The organism is Niastella caeni (assembly GCF_004834005.1).
Lineage (GTDB): Bacteria > Bacteroidota > Bacteroidia > Chitinophagales > Chitinophagaceae > Niastella > Niastella caeni.
Map to the genome: position 1 here is coordinate 527,697 of NZ_STFF01000005.1, position 22,280 is coordinate 549,976.

Here is a 22,280-nt window from a genome sequence, read left to right on the forward strand (position 1 = left end):
ACTAAGCTTGTGGCAAATTGAAGAAGTGGGGCGCGCATTTGCACATTTGCTAATTTTCACATTTTCACATTATCTATGAAATTACTACTACTTATCGCATCCGTTTTGGTGATCTCGGCTTATGACCCTACTCCGGCCAGCAGACTTCAAGCCGATACAAGTAAAGACGTAGAAATGGTAACCACCAAAGGTACCCTGGTGATCCGTTTATCAGATTCTACCCCATTACACCGCGACAACTTTATAAAGCTGGTAAAACAACATTTTTACGATGGTCTGTTGTTTCACCGGGTCATTCCCCAGTTCATGGTACAAACTGGCGATCCCAAAAGCAAAACAGCCAAACCGGGGGAAGCTATAGGTCAGGGTTCACCGGGCTATGCGGTTCCAGCCGAATTCCGCGCCGGTTTATTCCATAAAAAAGGCGCCCTGGCTGCTGCCCGTACCAATGATGAAATCAATCCCACCCGGGAGAGCAATGGCAGCCAGTTCTACCTGGTGCATGGCAGGGTGTATGATGAAGAAGATCTGAACCAGGTGGAAGCAAGGCTTAATGGTTACAAGATACCGGCAGCTCATCGCGAGGTATATAAAACCATTGGCGGTACGCCTTCTCTCGATTCAAAATATACCGTGTTTGGTGAAGTGATAAAAGGCGTTGAGATCATTGATAGCATCGCCGCCGTAACTACCGGCGAGCGTAACCGCCCAATTGAAGATGTAAAGATCATTAAAGCCACCCTGATCAAAAGGTTATAATGTAATAAATACAACAAGTGGGGCTGCAGAAACCGGTCATAACTTAATTGTACACTTTCAGCCTTCCGGTTATTTGGACTAATATAAATTTCTTAATCTTGCAGCTCTAAATATCAAAACATGAATTTTCCGGATAATCTTCGTTACACTAAAGATCATGAATGGATAAAGCTGGAAGGCAACGTAGCTACTATAGGCATCACTGATTTTGCTCAGCGCGAACTGGGCGATATTGTATATGTAGAAGTAGAAACTGTTGGTAAAACCCTGATGGCGGAAGCTGTATTTGGTACAGTAGAAGCCGTTAAGACCGTATCTGACCTGTACCTGCCGGTTTCTGGCACCATTAACGAGGTGAACCCCACACTGGCCGATTCGCCCGAACTGGTTAATACCGATCCCTATGGCGAAGGCTGGATGGTTAGAATGACCGTAAATAACCCGGAGGATGTAAAGGCTTTGATGGATGCTGCTGCGTACGCTACCCTGGTTGGCGCCTAAAAAAATTAAAAATCCGGTGCGATCGTTATTACGTAAATTGAAAGTGGTTAAAGACCACTTTTTTTGTAACACGCCACCATCCGGGTAAACACATTGGGAATAACACTAACATATACCGAACAGGAGTTGGTGTCTCTGTTACGTAACAGGGATAATAAAGCCTTTGCTTACTTGTACGATAATTATGCAGCGGCTTTGTACAGCATTATATTACAAATAGTGAGCGATGCTGAACTGGCCAATGATGTAATGCAGGAAGTATTTGTAAATATCTGGCGCAGAATAGAACAGTACGATGCAGGCAAAGGCCGGTTGTTCACGTGGATGATGAATATTGCCCGGAACGCCTCCATAGATACCCTTCGGTCGCGGAGCTACCAGAACAGCCGAAAAAACCAATCGATCGGGGACAACGTAGATACCTTACAGGTTAAGGATGTATTACAACCGGGTGTAGATACGATCGGGTTGCGTAAAGTGCTGGAAAAATTAAAGGATGAGCAACGGATATTGATTGAACTGGCTTATTTTAAAGGATATACGCATGAAGAGATCGCTGAGCTGGAAAAATTACCGCTCGGCACAGTGAAAACGCGGATACGGAATGCGCTCATTCAGTTACGAGGTTTATTAAAGTGAATATACAGGAATACATATCAAGTGGCATAGTTGAAAGCTATGTGTTGGGGCTTGCTGATGAGGCGGAACGGGCAAACTTTGAACAAATGTGCGCCCGGCATGCCGAAGTACGGGCAGCCCGGGAAGCCTTTGAGCTCTCCCTTGAACAACACGCCATAGCTTCACAAGTGGCGCCTCCTGCTCATTTGCGGCAAAACATTCTGCAGCAACTGTCAGGAGAATCGGCCACCGCAGTTACCGGAAGCGCGCCTGTGGTGCAAATGCAACCCATCAGGCGGTCAGGCGTACCTATGACCATACGGTATGTAGCGGCAGCCAGCATTATTCTGCTGGTAGGAAGCGCAATTTTGAATTTCTATTATTTCAATAAATACAAAGAGTTCAGCCAACGCTACGACCAGTTACTGGCCCAGCAAACCGACCTGGTTAAAAATAATACTGTCCTTCAAACCAAATTAACCAACTACGAACATACCATTGCCGGGCTAACCAATCCCAATATGGCGGTTATTAAAATGGACGGTAATTCGGTGCCTGCCAATGGCAGTCCGGCCCCGGCCAGCCTGGCAACCATTCTTTGGGATACCCAATCCAAAGACGTTTACCTGATGGTGAATAACCTGCCGAAACCTGAATCCGGTAAACAATACCAGTTGTGGGCTATTGTAGATAATCAGCCTGTTGATGCCGGCATGCTCGATATGGCACATGGCCATGCAATGGTTAAAATGAAAAATATCCCCCGCGCTCAATTGTTTGCCATTACCCTGGAACAACAGGGTGGAAGTCCCACTCCTAAGGGCAAAATGTATGTGTTGGGAAAGGTGTGAAATTAATAAGCAGCAGAAAATTCCTGTTCCCGGTTGCCGGTTACCTGTTACCGGGCAAAAAATTTGGAGACCCCGATTGCTTGCAGGGTACATCGAACTGCAATTACTGGCAACTGGTATCCCGAAACTGGTAACCGGTATATCTCTTTTTCCACTATCTTTCCTTCCTATATGATGCGTCTTGTTAAAAAGCTTTGTACCTGGAAAATAATTCCTGTTGCCTGGACTGCCGTAACTATCTTTTTACTTTGTATCCCAGGGTCTGCCATTCCCAGTGCAGGTGTATTTGCCACAGAAGGAATAGATAAAGTGGTGCATGCCATATTGTTTGGCGGCATTGTTTTGCTGTGGGGCTTCAACCAGTATTTTCGTCGGGATGAGAAACAAAATTGGCAACGAATTATTGTTGTACTGACATTTTTTAGTGTGGGATTGGGGATTGGGTTAGAATTTCTACAACGTTACTATATTCCAAATCGCAGTTTTGATGGTATTGATATCATAGCCGATTCGGCCGGTGCTATTGTTGCAGCTTTTTACCATTGGTTTGTAAGGGTGAGATAGTAGTTGTGATATGAAAATCAGTTAGTTATATAAAATAAAATAGCCCCTGTGGAAACAGGGGCCGTAACCAAAACTAACTGCTTATGAGAAAATTGACTGCTTTGTGTGAGTCGTTAAAAAAGAACTTTATTATATAACGCAAATCCAATGCCATTAGTATAGATAAGCCCGTTAAAGTAAGATTAAAACCCTCGGGACTAACTGGTAAAGAACTATGCGTTGAAATATCTAATGCAAAGGAACTACGTATTTCGGGATTTTCATCGAACTTCTTAAACTTTTTGTAAAACGTTAACATTCGCGTGTTTTTAAGATAGGGTAAAACATTTATAAGCACGTAAAAGCCCTAATTATAAACCGAACGAACGTTAATTTCAGCACTGCAAACTCTTTTAGCAAGTATCTGTCTTCGGTAAAATAAACCGTTATAACGGGTATTGATATACTTAGTTGAATTAATGGAAATTTAATGCCGGTTTCTTAAGGTATTGCATTGCCTGATTGTTATTACAACTTGTCTCTTCAGATAAGTAAGAAGTGTAAGCCCTGAGTGCAACCCTGATCCCACCTGCATTACAGGCTAAGAAAGGGTGCAGTCTTTCTAGCGCTTTCACTTTACTATTGATCTGCATGAATTATCCGATACTGATGAATGAGTTAACTAAATAAAAAAACGTCCCGATGTAGCGGGACGTTTTTATTGTGGTTCTTTTAATACTTAATTCTGCTTAGTTAACTTTTCAGCGTTTTCAGCAAATTGTAATGCATCAATAAACTCCTGCACATTGCCATTCATTACATCATCTAAATTGTAAACGGTAAGGCCAATGCGATGATCCGTAATACGGCCTTGTGGGTAATTGTATGTTCTGATCTTTGCGCTACGGTCACCAGAGCTTACCAGGCTTTTTCTATGCCGCGAAATTTCTTCTTCCTGTTTACGAACTTGTTCCTCATACAATCTGGTACGCAACATTTGCATGGCTTTTTCCCGGTTACCTAACTGGGTACGTTCTGTTTGACACATCACTACCGTACCGGTAGGAAGGTGGGTTAAAATAACTTTTGTTTCCACCTTGTTTACGTTCTGACCACCAGCGCCACCGCTTCGTGCAGTTTCCATTTTAACTTCGCTGTCTTTCACTTCCACATCTACTTCTTCCGCTTCAGGCATTACCGCTACCGTAGCAGCAGAGGTATGCACCCGGCCCGAGGTTTCTGTGTCTGGAACGCGTTGTACGCGGTGTACACCACTTTCAAATTTCATGGTGCCATATACATCTTCACCTATAATTTCTAACTGAACTTCTTTATAGCCCCCTACAGTACCTTCCGATTCACTTAATACCGCAGTTTTCCAGCCTTTCTTTTCGCAATAGCGCAGGTACATGCGCAGGAGGTCGCCGGCAAATAAGCTGGCTTCATCACCGCCCGTACCGGCCCGTATTTCAAGAATGGCATTCTTCTCGTCCTGCGGATCTTTGGGGATCAGCAACTGGCGAATATGGGCTTCGAGCTTTTCTTTATTCTCTTCCAATGGGGGCAGTTCTTCCTTGGCCAGCTCCCGTAACTCGGCATCTTCGCCGCCCAGGGCTTCTTTGTAAACCTCCAGATCGCCCAATACCTTTTTATATTCCTCGTACGCTTTTACAATTTTCTCCAGGCTGCGATACTCCTGGCTCATGGCCCTGAATTTCCTGTTATTGCCCACAATTTCAGGATTGGTCAATGCTACTCCAAGGTCCTCAAACTTTGCTTTTATGGCTTCCAGCTTGTCTAACATAGTTTTGACTTAATTTTGAACAGTCGGGGTATTGGGCGTGCCACGGTTAACCCTGGCAACGCAAACAACCGTGGCACGCCTGCAAAGACTTGCCATTCTCCGACAGTTATTAAAACCTGCAAAGTTAATTGTTTCATTGCTTACATGAATTACAGAAAGTTTCAGGCAGATCATTTATTTACCGGTGGTGAATGGTTATCAGGCGATTCCGTTTTGGTTACCAGCCAGGAAGGTGAAATTGCAGATATAGTACCGGTTGCGGAGGCGGGGGGAGATATAGAAACTTTTTCCGGCATATTATGCCCTGGTTTTGTGAACTGCCATTGCCACCTGGAGCTGAGCCATATGAAAGGTATTGTTCCGGAAAAGACCGGAATGATCGATTTCCTGGTGCGGGTAATTCAACAGCGCGGTTTTGATGCGGGGATCATAAAAAACGCCATAGCGGAAGCAGAAAATAGCATGCTGCAAAATGGGATAGTGGCGGTGGGAGATATTTGCAATACCGCTAATACGGTGGAACAGAAAAAGGCAGGCCGGCTGCTGTATCATAATTTCATTGAGACCATGGGCTTTATTGAAAGCACGGCCGCACAGCGGTTCGAAGCGTCCCGGGCGGTGTATGAGCAGTTTGCCCGGTTGTACAGAACGCCTGTTGAATCAAATTCAATAGTACCACATGCGCCGTATTCCGTTTCTCCCGCATTATTTCAACTGATCACCCGTTTTCCCGGTAATCACCTGCTTACGATCCACAACCAGGAAAGCGCGGCAGAAAGGGAGTTTATTGAGAAAGGAAGCGGCGATTTTCACCGGTTGTACCAGGCGCTGAACGTCGACATCTCTTTTTACAAGCCCAGGGAAGAACAAAGCCTCAAAACATATCTTTCACATTTTCTACCTAATCAATCGCTGATACTGGTGCATAATGTAACCACCAATAAAGAAGATTTGGAGGTGATTGCAAGCGGCCAGTTGCCAATTGCCAATTTGTTTTTTTGTGTTTGTGCGAATGCGAATATTTATATCGGCAATCCTTTGCCGGATATTGATCTGTTGCGTCAATATAAGGCTGCCATTACGGTTGGAACCGATAGCCTGGCATCGAATCACCAGTTGAGCATCCTGGCAGAACTGCAAACAATTCATCAGTATTTTCCGCATATAGAAACAGGCGAGTTATTGCAGTGGGCTACGCTGAACGGGGCTCAGGCCCTGCAACTGGATGATGTGCTGGGTAGTTTTGAGCCGGGGAAGAAGCCGGGAATTATAATTGTGGACGAAGATTTCTCTCAGGTTAAAAGGTTGCTTTGAGTTCTTAGTTCTTGAGTTCATTAGTTATTAAGTTCGTTAGTTCTAAGTAACCTAATCAACAAACTGAACTCAATAACTTACTAACTTATGAACTTGTACCTTTCAGCACTCGATATATAATATTTATCCAAGAACTTCTTGTAATACCGGTAAAGTTTTCATTACCCCAAAATCCTGAACATGCAACGCATAATAGGCCTGGTAAGCCTGCAACAAAATTCGCCTGGTTTCCTGGTTAAGTTTTAACTGCGTTAACTCGTGCGGTTGCATCACTTTTAGCAGTTGGGAAGTAATATAACTATAAGGATGGCCTAAGAAATGCGGATGAACCGGATGCTCATGTACAAATTCGCCTTCCTGTAAATCGAGATAAGTAGTTTGATCGGTATAGCGGTCGCTGAAACGGAACCCATAGAACGCCGCCAGGTGTAATGCAAAATACAAAGGGAAATTACCCACTACCTGTTCATCGGCTTTATCCAAATGCGTAAACGCATCTTCTGCAAAATAGAACAGCTCGGGATTTGATTCCGGTTGTTTAAGTGTTTTTGACAACAGCTCTACCATGAACAGCGCCACTGAATTCTTTACTACATCAAAAAAAACATGCTGGTATAAATAACTCCATTTAAACTCACGCAGCCGTTGCAGGTGATGTAATTCGTTATGATAGGCAACCAGGTCAAGGATGGCGCCCGGTTGAAACAGGTTGGCTTTGCCACTTCCTTTTTTGGAAGAGGTGCGCACTCCATTCACGATGTACGATTGTATGCCGAACAGCTCTGTAAAAATAGTGACGATCACACTGGTCTCGCCATATTTTACGGTCCGTAATACAATGCCTTTGGTTTTATGGAGCGTCATTTTTGTATAAATACAATTTTAGTGACCAGTTTTTGCTGATGGGTTTCATCGCTTGTCAATACCAGATATATACCGCTTGAGATGGTGCGGCCTTTATAATCCTTTCCATTCCAAATAGCCTGACTGCCCAATGCCCTTGTTTGATATACCAGGCGGCCATTCAATTCGGTGATTTTTACAATGGCATTGTGGGCAACCCCTCTAATGGCAATGGTGCCGGTATAGCCCGGCGGTACGGGATTGGGAAATACCAATGCTTCATTATGGGTTTCTGTTGTTTCGGTAGCGGTACTTCGAAAAGAACAAATGCCTTTAGCTGTTGCAAAAAATACTTCACCGGTTTTGCCATCGATGGCAATTTGCTTTACATCATTGCTCAACAGCGGACTGTTGCTTTCAGTAAAACGATATATAGTTTTTTCAGCGTCTGCGCTAATGAGCCATACCCCGTTTTGCGTGCCTACCCATTTACGATCGGCGCCATCTACAACAATGGCCTGCACCTGTTCATCTCTAAACAAATAGCCGGCAAAATTATCCTGCTGAACAATGGGTAATACCGCATCACATCCCTGGTTGGTAAATACCTGCTGTGGGCATTGAATAACCCCGATGCCCCTGGACGTACCAGCCCAAATAAAATTGTTTTTATCTTTTGCAATACAAAGTACATTATTATCGGGCAGGTTGCCATTTCCTTTTCCGGTATGGTACAACTTCCACTGATCGTCGCCGGGATTATCGATCGATTGACCATGATTGAAACAAACCAATCCATTTGCCTTTGGTAATACCATCCATTTCTGGTTGTTGTCATCTACCACTATTTGCGAAACCGCTTGTTCAACCATGGCGTATGGAATAATGAATGATCGCCAGGTGCCATCTGCTTTTTTTACATGCACCGGGTCATCTCCACCATAATTGGCCACCCACAGGTTATTCTCTGCATCAAAACAAAGACCACTCACGCGGTAACTCGACAGGTTAAAATAAGCAGGCTTTATAACTGAATTTTGTTTGAAGATGGTTATGGAGTTATCGCTTTTTATGTTCGCCAACCCGCCGCCAAAGGAACCGGTCCATACGCTTTCGTTGGTAGGGTCAATAGCTACCGAAACCAGATCTGTCAGTGTATCGAGTGCGGGAAAACGCGAACCATTAAAATAACCCCAGGTGTTATTGCTGAATTGAAACACGCCGTTTTTATTATTAAGCGGTTCCCAATTAGCGCTTACCCCGCCTGCTGCTACCCATAGTGTGTTATGTAGAAACTGCATGCTGCCGGTTGCAATAGATAATGGTGCGTCTGGCGACAAACGGTTAAATGCAGTACCGGTGAAATTCGACAAACCGGTTAATGTATCAGCGATGTAAAATTCATTTTGAAATATAATTGCCTGCCGGGGTGATCGAATAAGTTGTGCATCTGTGATGGCTCTGTCAAATGAACCGGTTGCGGTGAGAACAACAATACGGGCCATGTTGTTATTGGTTTCGGTCAGGAGAATGCTGTTGTTCGAAACAGTACAGTTCTTAATAGTCCATCCATCGCGATAAAACAAACCCCAGCTATTTCCCGATTGCAACCAGAGTGAATCATTTTTTACAGCCAGCACTTTGTTTTGTACCGACGCCAGCGATTGTACTTGACCAACCGGTAATCCATTTGAACCTGAGATCAATTGCCAGTTGCGAAAGTCGGCCAGGTTAACGCCGCTAAGAGGTGCTTTCTTTATGCCTTCCTGCGTAGCTGCATATAAAAAAGTACCGTCACTGGTAATGGCATTCACTTTTATGGCGCTGCCGACACTACCGATGATGTAGGTGTCTTTTATTTCGTATTTATCGAGGTTGATGGCAACAATACCGAACCCGGTGGCGAGGTAAGCCAGTTGCTGATGAATGAAAACAGACTGAATGCTTTTGTCGCCGGCAGTGGATGCGTTTTTAAGGGCGTTAATATTGATTGCCCTGTTATCAACCAATACATCAATATTACTGTTGTTGTAGGCTATTACAACACGTTGGCCGTTTGGTTCGGCGGCAATAGCGCTGATACCGGTTTCGGTAAGGCCATTGATTTTGCTCCAGCGTTCAATACTGTTATTGGATGGATCAAGGGAGAACAGGCTATAGGGCGTAACGGCCCACACCTTATCGGTGGTGTAGGTAACGCCGGTTACCTGTTGATAGGGTAAGTGATCTCGCCATTGACCTATTGGCTGTATTTGTGCCCGGGAAACGAACGGAATGGTGAGCGCCACGCAATAAAAGGCCAGGATCCGTTGTAGCATAGTTTTCAAAGGTAATTATATGTGATTGAATTAGTAATATACAATCCCGGCCAAGCCGGGAACCAAAGTATGGTATACTGGTGTAGGGGACCTGCCAGGGTATCGGGGGGAAGTCCATATAAGCTCCCGGGAACTTTCCGAAAACTCAACCTGGGTGATAAAATTAATAAATGTTCAAGGGGCAATACTAAACTGTAATTAAAATGCGTACTAATGAGCTTTTTGTAATGGGGATGACTGAAAACAAAATGTCGTATTATAAATAAATAATTTCTTAATTCATTGACATTAAAAGTTGATTAGCAGCTTTAAACGCGGCAAATAAACTTCCTTAATCCTGTTAAATTGAGTTTCTTTGCTGCCAAAGTAAAAATCCCAAAAATCAAATCACAAGATCCAAAGCCTTTATTTGAGATTTTAGGTTTTTGATTTCTTATTTGGAATTAGGGAAATGTGTATTCCTTATTTGTGATTTGAGATTTGTTATTTGGAATTTAATATTTATCTACATGTGGGAAAAAATCGCCCGTTTCATTTTACGGTCTCGCTGGATGCTTCTGATACTGTTACTGGCTATAACCGGTATCCTGGGTTATCACGCTTCCAAAGTACAGATGAGTTATGAATTCGCAAGAGCTATTCCAACCGATAATCCCAAATACCAGGCCTACCAGGCTTTCCGCCAGCAGTTTGGGGAAGATGGGAATTTGATGGCCATAGGTATTCAAACCGATAAGCTGTTTCAGGCGCCTGTTTTTAATGATTATGCCGAACTGGCCAAACAAATAAAGGGCGTTGCCGCAGTAGAAGATGTTTTGAGTGTGCCCGCTGCTACCAACCTGGTAAAAGATGCAACAAATGAGAAGTTAAATGCCGTACCGGTTTTTGCTAACAGGCTGCTCTCGCAACCGGAGCTCGATAGCATGGCAGCCACTTTCTTTAACCTGCCTTTTTACCAGGGGTTAATGTATAACCCCACTACCCATACCTACATGATGGGTATCCGAATTAATAAAGACGTATTAAATTCAAAACGCAGAAATAAAGTAGTAGCTGATATTGTGGCATTGGCCGATGCCTTTGGCCGCAAGCATAACCTGGAAATGCATTACAGCGGCTTGCCCCTGATCCGCACTAACCTGGCCACCAAGGTGGCATCTGAAATGCAATGGTTTTTGCTTGGCTCAATTATTTTGTCTGCTGTAATTCTATTGATCTTCTTCCGCAGCTTCAGCGCTACGGCCATTTCACTGGCTGTAGTAATCATCGGTGTAATATGGTGTATGGGAACAATTGAATGGATGGGTTATAAAATTACCCTGCTCACAGGCGTAATACCCCCATTGATCGTTGTGATTGGCATTCCCAACTGTATTTATTTCCTGAACAAATACCACACGGCTTATAACGATGTCAATGGAGATGCTTTAAAAGGAAGCAGCAGGAAGATGGTTGCTTTAACCGCTATGATCAGCCGCATGGGCGTGGTTACCCTGTTTTGTAATATCGCGGCTGCCATTGGGTTTGCCGTGTTTGGGTTAACCAAAAGCGCCGTATTGAAAGAGTTTGGTATTGTAGCTGGCATTAACATCATGGCCCTGTTCTTTATCTCCATCATGTTCATTCCTGCGGTATTAAGCTTTTTGCCTGAACCCAAGAAAAGACACACCCGTTACCTGGAGAATAAATGGCTGCTGGCAATTTTAGATAATCTTGAACGCTGGTCGCTACATCATCAGAAACTCATTTATGGCGTAACTGTGGTGATACTGTTAGCATCAGTGGCCGGAATGTTCCGGTTGAAGTCGGTTGGGTTTATTGTCGATGACCTGCCAAAAACGGATAAGATCTACAAAGACCTGAAGTTCTTTGAATACAACTTCAAAGGGGTGATGCCACTGGAAATAGTCGTTGATACCAAGCAGAAACAGGGATTACGCCGCAACCCGGTGCAAACATTCGCCCGCATCGATTCTTTGTCGCAGTTTATTGCCGCCCAACCTGAAATGGCCCGGCCGCTTTCGATTGTAGAAGGGTTGAAATTTGCGCGGCAGGCTTATTACAACGGCGATAGCAGTAATTACAAAGTTCCTAACGAAGGCGATCTCATCTTTTTATCGCAATACCTCAGCAGTAAAGGAAGTACAGATAGCACCGGCAAGCAAAACAACTTTAACCGCGTTGTTGCTTCTTTTATGGATAGTAACCGCCGGCAGGCGCGTATTAGCGTTAATATGGCTGATGTTGGCAGCAAACATTTACCTGAGTTGATCAGCACTATTGAAGATCGCAGCCGCCAGTTGTTCGATACGGCCAAATATCATGTTGAATTTACCGGAACCAGTGTTACGTTCCTCGAAGGCAGCGCATTTATCATAAACGGGTTAAAGGAAAGTATTATGTGGGCTTTCCTGCTCATTGCACTTTGTATGCTGTACCTGTTCAGGTCGTTTAAAATTTTAATATGTTCCCTGATCCCGAATATTATACCGTTGATCATAACTGCTGGTGTTATGGGGTGGGTGGGCATAGCCATAAAACCTTCTACAGTACTCGTATTTTCAGTAGCGTTAGGTATCGCCATTGATATAACCATCAGGTTCCTGGTAAATTACAAACAGGAACTTTCTGTTAATAGTAAAAAAACTTCACATGAACTGGTGATCGATACCATACACAAAACAGGTATTAGTATAATTTATACTTCACTGGTGCTCATAGCCGGATTTGTAATATTCTGCTTTAGCGGGTTCGGCGGTACACAGGCGCTGGGTTGGCTTACTTCGCTTACCCTCGTGCTGGCTACCTTAACCAACCTGATCTTTTTACCTGCTTTGCTGCTTACTATTATAAAAAAATAGCAGGTTAGGGTCGGAAAAATGAAGTTATCATGTGCTTTTTTAGTTAAATTCGGTTACTTGATAAGTTAACCAACTAAAAAATGTCACATGAGAAAATTGCTATTACTGCTATTGGCAGTGGGTGCAAGCGCGTGCCTATTGCAGGCCCAAACCCGTACTATAACGGGTAAGGTCACTTCCCCGGATGGAAGTCCGATCCCCAACACATCAGTCAGAATTAAAGGAACAGGTTACGGAACTACCACCGGCTTCGATGGGATCTACTCCATGAATGTTCCTGCAGGCTCCAGGGTGCTTATATTTTCAGCGGTTGGAATGGGCGATGTTGAAGTTAGTATTGGTGACAAAGCTGTTATCAATATGAAGTTAGAAGTAGCGGACAGGAGCCTCTCCGAAGTTGTGGTAGTGGGTTACGGAACACAAAGACGAAGGGAAGCAACGGGAAGTCTCTCAACGGTGAAAGGCCCGGCTATCTCAGATAAGCCAGTTCAAAGTTTTGAAGCCGCTTTGGGTGGTCGCGCTCCGGGCGTACAAATTAGTATACCGAATGGGGTATTGAACAACCCGCCTGTTTTCAGGATCCGCGGAACCAATTCTATTTCTTTAAGTTCTTACCCGTTAATTGTTATTGATGGCATACCCACTTTTACCGGTGATTTCAGCGGCACCAGTGCCGGGGCTAATGCACTGGCCAGTATTAATCCCAGTGATATTGAAAGTATAGATATTGCCAAGGATGCCGCCGCTTCGGCTATATATGGTAGCCGGGCTGCTAATGGCGTTGTGTTTGTTACAACAAAAAAAGGAAAGCAGGGCCGTGCCCGCGTATCATATGATGGTTGGGTTGGCTATACAAAAGCGCAACGGCTGCCCGATTTGCTGAATGCGCAGGAGTATACTGATTTTAAAAACCAGGGATTGAAAAATGCCGGTACGTACAATGCCACCACCAACTACTTTGCATTAACGGATGGTCCCGATGGCAATCCCATTAACACCCGCTGGTACGATCATGTTTATCGTACCGGGGTTTCGCATAATAACTCCATCAGCGTTTCGGGCGCTACAGAAAATACCAATTACTATTTTTCGCTGGGGTATACCAATCAGCAGGGAATTATAAAGAAAAATGATTTCAGGCGTAAATCGGTGCTGTTTAATATAGATCAAAAAGTAAACCGGATCATTTCAACAGGCGCGAAGCTCTCTTACTCCAATGAAGAAAATTTTGCAGCAGCCAGCTCCGGGTCACTGCCGGGCGAAGCATTTGCTACCGGTGGCTTAGGCCGTGTTGCCCTGATCACGGCGCCCAGCATTTCTCCGTATAATAACGACGGCACCTATAATACAAGCGCCGGATTAATTGGCGTAATGAATAATAAACAATCGCAGGTAGGTTTTTATAATCCTATTATTACATTAGACAGGAACCGGAGCAATACCGAGATCAATCATGTTCAGGCAAACGGGTATATTCAACTGAAGCCATTAAGCTGGTTAACATTTAAATCGTTGTACGGTATCGATTACCTGTATGCCGATAACAAGATTTACCAGGACCCCATTAGCGGTGAAGCATACGCCACAATAGGCTTTGCACAAAGTGTGCTGGGAAAAAACAAACGCAGTGTATGGACGAATACGTTATCGATCGATTATGAGTTCGCCAGTAATCATTCAGTAGGATTGCTGGCCGGTATTGAAGACCAGCGAACAACCGGAGAAGGGTTTGGCCTGTCGAGGCAATCTATTTCCGATCCCTATTTTTCAAATATACAGGGTGGCTTTACAGTGAATAACCCGGTAGCGTTATCTATCGGTTCAAATTACCTGTATTCGCAATTCGGCCGGATCAATTACAATTTTGGCAAAAAGTACTATCTAAGCGGTAACCTGCGTCAGGACGAATATTCAGGGTTGGGTTTTAATAAACGTAAAGGCCTGTTCTGGGGAGTATCGGCCGGTTGGGAAATAACCAAAGAATCTTTCTGGACATCCGCCGGCATCAATAAGATCTTCAGCAGTTTTAAACTACGTGGTAGTTATGGTAAGGTGGGTAATATCAATGGTATTAACAATTATGAATCGTACAGCACTTATTCGCCCGGGTTATATGGCGGCCTGGCAACAATAGGGTATGCCAGATCAGGTAATCCTGATCTTACCTGGGAAACCAGTAATAAAACAGATGTAGGTTTTAATTTCGGTATCCTGGAAGACAGGATCACTGCCGAGTTATCGTATTACAGGAACAATATCGATGGGTTGATATTGGATGTAACGCAGGTCCCTTCAGCCGGTATTCCCAACGCCATCAGGACCAACGTGGGCAGTATGTATAACAAAGGGTTTGAAATGGGCATCAATGCCATGGTGATACAGGGAAAAGATTTTACCTGGGACGCCTACTTTAACCTGAGCATAAATAAGAACGAAATAACTGCATTGGCGCCTGGCTTGCCGTTCATCATTGTAACCTCACCGGCCGGGGCTTCTACCAACGAAGCGGTAAGCATCACCCAGCCTGGTTACAGCATTGGTACTTTATACCTGATCCCTACCAAGGGCGTAGACCCTGCAACCGGCAGAAGGATCTTTGTAAATGCCCAGGATAGAGATGTATATTATGCGCATCCCGGCCAATGGCAGTATGCCGATGGTTCTGCAGCGCCGGCAATTTCCACTACCGACAGAAGAATTCAAAAGAATACGGTCCCCAAACAGATCGGGGGCTTTGAGAACACTTTTACTTACAAAAACTTTGAGTTGAATGCACTTTTGACCTATCAACTGGGTTTCCATATTTATTATGGCACCGAAGCGGGGTTAAGAGATTATCGCTTCTGGAATAACGAGCGCGCGGTATTGAATGCCTGGACAAAAGCGGGCGACATTACCGACATGCCCAAAAATGTGTTTGGTGATAACTATTCAAACGGATCAGCCATACCGCTTGATGTGCACATGTACAAAGGCGATTTCCTGAAACTACGTAACGTAACGCTCGCTTATAATTTACCCAAATCAATTATTGATAAAGTTAAGCTCAGCAGCGCCCGGTTTTATGTAAGTGGCCAAAACCTGTACATATGGACCAAATACCCCGGGCCCGATCCGGAAACTTCAACCAATGGAAATAATCCTGCCAACCAGGGTATCGACAGAAACCAGGTTGCCAATGGCAGAACCGTAACACTTGGCTTAAAGCTGGGGCTTTAACAAATTCCTGATTTTCTAAAAGCAAAACACAGGTACAATGAAACAACTAATCAATAATATAGTTTTTGTTTGTTCGGTAACTATATTGGTTACTGCCTGCAAACGTGATAGTTTGATGGATACCAAACCAACTTCGGATATACCCGATCTGAGCGTGTATTCCACCAAAGAACAAATCGTAAACCAGATAAGAGCGCTGTATTCCAGTTTTAAAAACGGGCAGTTTCATGGCGGCCGGTTTCTCATCTACAACGATATTCGCTCGGAGGAATTCTTAAATGAAAAAACCAATGGGGTAACCGGTTTACAAACCTGGAACCATACGCTCACCAATACCGTGGCAGAAGTAAATGGCCTTTGGGCGCAGGGTTTTCTGGCCATCAATAACTGTAATATTTTTTTAGATGGCATGGCCGAAAAGGGCACTGCTGTTGTGGGGGATTCACTTTCTAAAAACTATACAGCTGAAGCAAGATTGATACGCGGGTATGCGTATTATTGCCTGTTGCAGTTATATGCACGACCTTACTGGGATGGCAATGGCACTAAACCCGGATTACCGCTACGGATATCGGGAAATAAATTGCGCGCCGATTATCAGTTGGCCCGTAGTTCAATAGCTGAAGTGTATGCGCAGGTAATAAGCGATCTGAATTATGCCGAAGCCAATCTTCCTAAAACTTATGGTTCATCGGCTGCAGAATTAAATACTACCCGGGTACATCGCAATACCGCCATTGCATTAAAGACAAGGGTGTACCTGAGCATGCAAAAATATGCCGAAGTTATTACCGAGGCAAACAAGATCGTTACTGCATCGGCGCCGTTTACAGCCACAGTAACACCCGGCGTAGCTCATGCGTTGCAGCCGGATATCACCAAAGTATTCACTACGTATAATACCACCGAATCAATTTTCTCATTACCTATGACCTCAACAACAGGTGATAATCCGGGAACGCAAAACCAACTGGCCTATTATTATTCACCGGCTTCCTCGTTGGGTGGGGTAGGTAACGGTGAATATGCATTGAATATAACAGGCATTATTGGTAATAACATCGCCTGGCCGGCTACCGATAAACGGCGCGACTTTGTAAAGACAACCGGTACTACTACCAAGAAGTATTTTCTGAGCAAGTTTTCGGCTCCTTCGCCTTATACTGATTATGTTCCGGTAATAAGATATTCCGAAGTATTGCTGAGTTTGGCAGAAGCGCGGGTTCGGTCAACCAACAGCGTAGATGCGCAGGCAGTTGCTTTATTGAATGCCGTACGGAACCGCTCAGACGCTACCAAAACATTTACGACTGGCGACTTTGCTTCAGCTACCGACCTCATCAATGCGATATTAATTGAACGCCGGATTGAATTCCTGGGTGAAGGCAGGCGTAGCCCCGACCTGTTGCGATTGGGACTTACCATACCTGCTAAAAGCAGTACGTCGTCTTCCGTGCCGGCAATAGCACCTACAGACAAGCAATACATCTGGCCAATTTCTTCTACCGAACTTGACCTGAACAAATTATGTGAAGACAACAAGTAAAATAGATCATGGCTGATGATCTGGACCTAAAACGGGGTCCTGATAGTAATAACCGGAGGCTGTCCAAGTAAAGGGCAGCCTCGCTTTTTTGGGTATTATTCCTCTCAAATAGCAATGAGTCCTGAAATTTTTTTCATATATGTTGCCAGTAGGAATGCGGAATTTTCCTTGTTTCATAAATTATCCAACAAAATTAGTAGGAAGAAAACCGCAATGTGCACTAATAATTGAAAATTGATATTTATTTGCACTCCAATTCAAAACTGTCTTGCATACACTAAATATGGTATTTAAATATTATATCTATGCGAAAATGACAAGTTTTTGATGAAAAACCGGCTATACTTGATAAGATACGTATGAATTGTTTAGTTAAAAGCAGCACTTAGTGTTAATTTATGTCCTGTTTTTAATTGGCTGTTAGTAACTAGTCATTACTGTTATTTAATATATAAAAACGCTACTATGAGAAAAATTCTATGGCTCCTCAGTGGGCTATTGTTTTGTGCGTCACAACTGCAAGCCCAATCCCGAACGATTACCGGAAAAGTTACAGATGAAAGCGGTAATCCTATTCCCAATGTTTCCATTACTTTAAAGAACACGTCATTTGGTAGTACCAGCAAACAGGATGGTACCTATTCACTTACCATTCCCGACAATGCAAGAACATTAGTGATGAGTTCAGTGGGTATGATCACCCAGGAATTTACCATTGGTTCAGGCTCTACTTTAGATGCGGTGTTGAAATCGCAAACCGGTAATTTGAGTGAAGTAGTGGTAGTGGCTTACGGAACCCAAAAGAAGAAAGAGCTTACCGGTGTGGTTGCCACGGTAAAGGCGCCCGACATTGAAAGCAAACCATTTAGTTCTGTAGATAAAATATTACAGGGCCAGGTAGCCGGTTTGCAATCCATTGCCGGTTCTGGCCAACCCGGTGCTAATCAAACGATCCTCATCAGAGGTATGAGCTCTATTACTGCCAGCAATGCACCTTTGTGGGTAATTGATGGTGTAATTATCAATACCGGTGACGTATCACGTTTGGCAACTACCGCTAACTTATTAAGCACCTTGAACCCCAACGATATTGAAAGTATTTCAGTACTGAAAGATGCGGCGGCCGGTTCATTGTATGGTAGCCGTGCTTCTAATGGAGTAATTATTGTTACTACCAAAAAAGGAAGGGCTGGTAAAACCCGCTTCCGGTTCGATACCGAAATAGGGCAAAATGATGTTGCCTATGTGAACGACAAGTACAAACCATTAAATGCCGAACAGTATTTTCAGATCACGGAAGAAGGTCTTGTTAATTCCGGAAGAACCCCCGCGCAGGTTGCTTCTACCATGGCTGGTCTTGGCTTCAATAATGGCAACGATTTTAACTGGTATGATGCGATTATTCAAAAAGGTAAACAGCAACAATATAATATCAGCGCCGAAGGCGGCAACGACAAAACCACTTTTTACATATCAGGTGGCTATTTTATGCAGGAAGGTTCCACCATTAATTCAAAGTTAGACAGAACGAGTGCAAGTGCCCGGATCTCCCATAAGGCCACTGATAAATTAACGCTGAGTTTTAATATCAATGGCGGTTTTGTGAATCAGCGTGCTCCTTTAGCCGGTGGTAGCTTTGGTAACCCGGTGCTGGCAGGTTACTTCCTGTTGCCGTCCTGGTCGGCCTACAATGCCGATGGAACCTACAACCTCACTGCTTCCAGGCTGGGCAACCTTCATAACGTAGTTGCATTAACCGAAATGGATAAACGTTTTTTGAAAGAAATAGGAATGCGTAGTAACGCATTTGCCGAATATAAAATACTGGAAAATCTGAAATTTAAAACCAGTGTAAGCGGCGACTTCAATGTGCTGGAAGAAGACCAGTATAACAATCCGCTGCATGGAGACGGTGCTCCAACAGCCGGTAGGTCTTTCTCGTATTATACCCGTCATTTCAACTGGTTATGGACGAATACCCTCGATTACCAGCAAAAGCTGTCAAAGACAAAGGATGTTACATTGAATGTACAGGTAGGTTATGAAAGCCAGAAGTCGAACGGTTATCAGAATTCCGTTCAATCGCAGCTTTTCCCAACCAACCTGAGCATGACTATGCCTGCAATAGGCGCTTCGCCCATTACGGCTTCTGCTACATTGGCAGACTACTCGTTCCTGTCGCAATTCTCTACAGCTAATATCAACTACGAAGACAAGTATGTACTGTCGGGCAGTTTTCGCCGCGATGGTTCATCCCGTTTTGGCGCCAATAACAAGTTTGGTAATTTCTGGTCAATAGGTGCTTCATGGAATGCCGACAAAGAAGCGTTTATTGAAGACCTCAATATTTTCAGCCAGTTGAAACTGCGTACATCGTATGGGGTGAACGGTAACGCCGGTATTGGCAATTACGATTGGTATAAATTATATGGCTATGGTTTTAACTATAACCAAACGCCCGGTAGCGCTCCGTCGAATGTGGGTGACAGCAACTTAACCTGGGAGTTAAACAAACCCTTTAACGTAGGTATTGATGTAGGCGTGCTGCAGAACCGCATTCAGTTGACTGTAGATTATTATGTAAGAAAAACAGAAGACCTGCTGCTGGATGTACCGTTGTCGCTGACTTCAGGTTTCTCAAGAGCTACCCGCAATGTGGGTTCCATGGAAAACAAGGGAGTTGAGATTACGATCCATGCGGTACCTGTTAAATTAAAGGATTTTGAGTGGGGGGTTGATTTTAATTACGCAACCAATAAAAACAAGATAACCAGTCTGCCTGGTGGCAATGATATAATAACAGGATCGTTTATCCTGCGTCAGGGTAGCAGCATTCAATCATTTTACCTGAGAGAGTATGCCGGCGTAGACGCTGCCAATGGAGATCCCCTCTGGTATACGGATGCTACGCACGAAACCACCACCAATAATTATTCGGCGGCTCTCCGTTCCATAGTGGGCACCTCTTTGCCAAAATATTTTGGTTCGTTAACCAATACCTTCCGGTACAAAGGATTTACGTTAGACGCACAACTGTATTATAACTTTGGCAATTATATTCAGGACCAGTGGGGTGGTTATTATATGGGTGCTGGCTTTGGTGGCACGTATAATAAAGCAGCCCGCATTTTTGATCGCTGGACAAAAGCCGGTGATAATACGGATGTACCTAAGTACATTTATGGCGGTAATAAAAACTTTAACAGCGGTTCTACTTTTTATTTGAATAAAGGCGACTTTATCCGTTTGCGCAACATTCAGCTTGGCTATACAGTTCCAACACGTATTGCTTCAATGGCAAAACTGGGTAGTGCCTTTGTGTATGTACGTGGTACCAACCTGTTCACCTGGGTTAAAGATGATAACCTGTCTTTCGATCCTGAGCAGGGTTCCAATAGCCAATCGAACCTGAATGTATTCATCCCTAAAACCATTACCGTAGGGCTGAGCCTTGGTTTCTAACATAAACAATTAATTTTTTACCATTATGAATATTTTATCTAAATATAAAGTGATTTGGCTGGCTGTTTTTGTAACCACCTTTGTTTCGTGCAGCAAGAGCTTTCTTGAGCTTTCTCCGCCCACTTCAGTTTCACCGGAAACCGCATTAAGTACCGAAAACGATCTGCTGGTTGCTACGCGCGGTATGTATGCCGGCTTACGCACCGGACCATCCATTGGTGCTACCAGTTATGCGCCGGATGCATTTGGAAGAACCATCCCGGTGATCGGTGATGTAATGGCCGATAATGGTTATCAATCGTCGCTGAATACCAACCGGTATACCTTATATAACAATTATTCATTTGCTGTAACCGATGCCAACGCCCTGGGTTTATGGACATCGTTGTATTCAGTAATATTAAGGGCTAATAATATCATTAATGCGCCCATAGCTGCCAGCGCCAATGTAAACCAGGCAAAAGGTGAAGCGTATGCGGTTCGCGCCCTGTGTTATTTTACATTGGTAAGGTATTTTGCCCGGCCTTATACGGACGATCCAAACAAACTGGGTGTTCCTATTATTACTACCTACAATGCTGATCTAAAACCTGAACGTAGCAAAGTTGCTGATGTATATACGCTGATCGTGAACGATCTTAACCAGGCGTATACCTTAATGACAATTTATACGAACTCATCCCAGTTCAGTAAATATGCAGCCAAAGGATTACAGGCAAAAGTGTATTTGACCATGGGCGATATGGCAAATGCTAAAACGGCCGCCCTGGATGTAATTAACAATAGCGGGTTTAATGTAGTGGGTGCAGCAGATAATACAGCTTACTGGAATAACACCAGTATTCGCCTCGATAAGATGGAAACGTTGTTTGAAGTTTCATCCGATGCAGTAAGCAACCTGAGCTTTGATGCCCTTGCTTACCTGTATAGCCAGGCCGGTAACTATGGCGACTTTCTGGTTGCTTCCGATCTGTATGCCTTGTTTAGCGCCAATGATGTAAGGAGGAGTTTGTATCCCCAGGGACAACGCCCTGCAGGAACATCCGTTGTGTTCATAAATAAATACACCGGCCTCGCCGGCGATCGCAGCGATACCAAAGTATTGCGCATGAGCGAAATGTATTTAATTGCAGCAGAAGCTTCTGTCGCTACCAATGAAACAGATGCACGTACTTATGTAAACTATATAACCAGCCGTAGAAACGCCGATCCTATTGCTTCTACTGGCACTGCGTTATATGAAGACATAATAAATGAGCGCAGAAAAGAGCTGGCCTTTGAAGGTGACCGGTACCTCGATCTGCAACGCCTGAAACGCACTGTAGTGCGAAGCACCAATTATACTGTCAGAAATATCGCCTATACAAACTATAGAAGAATATTGCCGATACCACAAACTGAAGTGGATGCTAACCCCAATATAAAACCACAGCAGAATGAAGGTTATCAATAGTATTGATGATTAAGTGGCCCTGACCCAAAAAGGTTAGAGCCTTAAAAAAAGAAAAATATATAGCCCGCTCTGGCGGGCTATATATTTTTAAAGGTGTTTGATAATTTTGTGTGTGGTTATTAATCGCAGAGAAACTGTTATGCATTATTGAAAACACATGGCGCAGGTAACTGTTGCCCAGGACGCAA

The 22,280-nt window shown here is 43.9% G+C and carries 14 protein-coding genes; 11 read left to right on the forward strand and 3 right to left on the reverse strand.

Features of this window, described 5'->3' with window-relative positions; genetic code table 11:
- Window positions 1-75 precede the first annotated feature (75 nt).
- From FAM09_RS19895 to FAM09_RS19915, 5 genes are all read left to right on the forward strand, one after another.
- Window positions 76-759, forward strand: coding sequence for a peptidylprolyl isomerase (locus FAM09_RS19895; protein ID WP_136578887.1), 684 nt, complete (start codon window positions 76-78; stop codon window positions 757-759).
- A gap of 120 nt (window positions 760-879) precedes the next feature.
- A complete protein-coding gene (gcvH, locus tag FAM09_RS19900; protein WP_136578888.1) occupies window positions 880-1,260 on the forward strand; it encodes a glycine cleavage system protein GcvH in 381 nt (126 codons plus the stop codon).
- Between the two features lie 93 nt (window positions 1,261-1,353).
- Window positions 1,354-1,899: an RNA polymerase sigma factor gene (locus FAM09_RS19905; protein WP_136578889.1), complete on the forward strand. Its 546-nt coding sequence runs from the start codon at window positions 1,354-1,356 to the stop codon at window positions 1,897-1,899.
- 86 nt (window positions 1,900-1,985) lie between these two features.
- Window positions 1,986-2,729: an anti-sigma factor gene (locus tag FAM09_RS19910; protein ID WP_136578890.1), complete on the forward strand. Its 744-nt coding sequence runs from the start codon at window positions 1,986-1,988 to the stop codon at window positions 2,727-2,729.
- A gap of 171 nt (window positions 2,730-2,900) precedes the next feature.
- Complete coding sequence (locus tag FAM09_RS19915) at window positions 2,901-3,293, forward strand: VanZ family protein (RefSeq protein ID WP_166437206.1); 393 nt, start codon at window positions 2,901-2,903, stop codon at window positions 3,291-3,293.
- A gap of 718 nt (window positions 3,294-4,011) precedes the next feature.
- Here the strand turns inward: FAM09_RS19915 and prfA are convergent.
- Window positions 4,012-5,076: a peptide chain release factor 1 gene (gene prfA, locus FAM09_RS19920; protein ID WP_136578892.1), complete on the reverse strand. Its 1,065-nt coding sequence runs from the start codon at window positions 5,074-5,076 to the stop codon at window positions 4,012-4,014.
- Between the two features lie 144 nt (window positions 5,077-5,220).
- Here prfA and FAM09_RS19925 point away from each other — a divergent pair, with 144 nt between their 5' ends.
- Window positions 5,221-6,390 (forward strand): amidohydrolase family protein, encoded by a 1,170-nt coding sequence (locus FAM09_RS19925; protein ID WP_136578893.1) that lies wholly within the window; start codon window positions 5,221-5,223, stop codon window positions 6,388-6,390.
- A gap of 123 nt (window positions 6,391-6,513) precedes the next feature.
- Here the strand turns inward: FAM09_RS19925 and recO are convergent, their stop codons facing one another.
- Entirely contained in the window at window positions 6,514-7,254 is a 741-nt protein-coding gene (gene recO / locus FAM09_RS19930; protein ID WP_136578894.1) for a DNA repair protein RecO, read from the reverse strand.
- A complete protein-coding gene (gene porZ, locus FAM09_RS19935; RefSeq protein WP_136578895.1) occupies window positions 7,251-9,551 on the reverse strand; it encodes a type IX secretion system anionic LPS delivery protein PorZ in 2,301 nt (766 codons plus the stop codon). The genes recO and porZ overlap by 4 nt, the downstream gene beginning before the upstream one ends.
- A gap of 509 nt (window positions 9,552-10,060) precedes the next feature.
- Between porZ and FAM09_RS19940 the strand changes: the two genes are divergently transcribed.
- From FAM09_RS19940 to FAM09_RS19960, 5 genes are all read left to right on the forward strand, one after another.
- Window positions 10,061-12,412, forward strand: a complete 2,352-nt coding sequence (locus FAM09_RS19940; protein ID WP_136578896.1) for an efflux RND transporter permease subunit — start codon at window positions 10,061-10,063, stop codon at window positions 12,410-12,412.
- An 87-nt stretch (window positions 12,413-12,499) separates the two neighbouring features.
- Window positions 12,500-15,631: a SusC/RagA family TonB-linked outer membrane protein gene (locus FAM09_RS19945; protein ID WP_136578897.1), complete on the forward strand. Its 3,132-nt coding sequence runs from the start codon at window positions 12,500-12,502 to the stop codon at window positions 15,629-15,631.
- A 37-nt stretch (window positions 15,632-15,668) separates the two neighbouring features.
- Window positions 15,669-17,177 (forward strand): RagB/SusD family nutrient uptake outer membrane protein, encoded by a 1,509-nt coding sequence (locus FAM09_RS19950; RefSeq protein ID WP_136578898.1) that lies wholly within the window; start codon window positions 15,669-15,671, stop codon window positions 17,175-17,177.
- Between the two features lie 465 nt (window positions 17,178-17,642).
- The gene (locus FAM09_RS19955; protein ID WP_136578899.1) at window positions 17,643-20,639 is read left to right on the forward strand and encodes a SusC/RagA family TonB-linked outer membrane protein; all 2,997 of its coding nucleotides are present in this window, start codon (window positions 17,643-17,645) and stop codon (window positions 20,637-20,639) included.
- A 25-nt stretch (window positions 20,640-20,664) separates the two neighbouring features.
- Window positions 20,665-22,092 (forward strand): RagB/SusD family nutrient uptake outer membrane protein, encoded by a 1,428-nt coding sequence (locus tag FAM09_RS19960; protein ID WP_136578900.1) that lies wholly within the window; start codon window positions 20,665-20,667, stop codon window positions 22,090-22,092.
- The last annotated feature ends 188 nt before the right edge of the window (window positions 22,093-22,280 follow it).

Coding starts and splice junctions, on each gene's coding strand:
- FAM09_RS19895 (WP_136578887.1), top strand. CDS start 76: ATGAAATTACTACTACTTATCGCATCCGTTTTGGTGATCTCGGCTTAT.
- gcvH (WP_136578888.1), top strand. CDS start 880: ATGAATTTTCCGGATAATCTTCGTTACACTAAAGATCATGAATGGATA.
- FAM09_RS19910 (WP_136578890.1), top strand. CDS start 1,986: ATGTGCGCCCGGCATGCCGAAGTACGGGCAGCCCGGGAAGCCTTTGAG.
- FAM09_RS19915 (WP_166437206.1), top strand. CDS start 2,901: ATGATGCGTCTTGTTAAAAAGCTTTGTACCTGGAAAATAATTCCTGTT.
- prfA (WP_136578892.1), bottom strand. CDS start 5,076: ATGTTAGACAAGCTGGAAGCCATAAAAGCAAAGTTTGAGGACCTTGGA.
- FAM09_RS19925 (WP_136578893.1), top strand. CDS start 5,221: ATGAATTACAGAAAGTTTCAGGCAGATCATTTATTTACCGGTGGTGAA.
- recO (WP_136578894.1), bottom strand. CDS start 7,254: ATGACGCTCCATAAAACCAAAGGCATTGTATTACGGACCGTAAAATAT.
- porZ (WP_136578895.1), bottom strand. CDS start 9,551: ATGCTACAACGGATCCTGGCCTTTTATTGCGTGGCGCTCACCATTCCG.
- FAM09_RS19940 (WP_136578896.1), top strand. CDS start 10,061: ATGTGGGAAAAAATCGCCCGTTTCATTTTACGGTCTCGCTGGATGCTT.
- FAM09_RS19945 (WP_136578897.1), top strand. CDS start 12,500: ATGAGAAAATTGCTATTACTGCTATTGGCAGTGGGTGCAAGCGCGTGC.
- FAM09_RS19950 (WP_136578898.1), top strand. CDS start 15,669: ATGAAACAACTAATCAATAATATAGTTTTTGTTTGTTCGGTAACTATA.
- FAM09_RS19955 (WP_136578899.1), top strand. CDS start 17,643: ATGAGAAAAATTCTATGGCTCCTCAGTGGGCTATTGTTTTGTGCGTCA.
- FAM09_RS19960 (WP_136578900.1), top strand. CDS start 20,665: ATGAATATTTTATCTAAATATAAAGTGATTTGGCTGGCTGTTTTTGTA.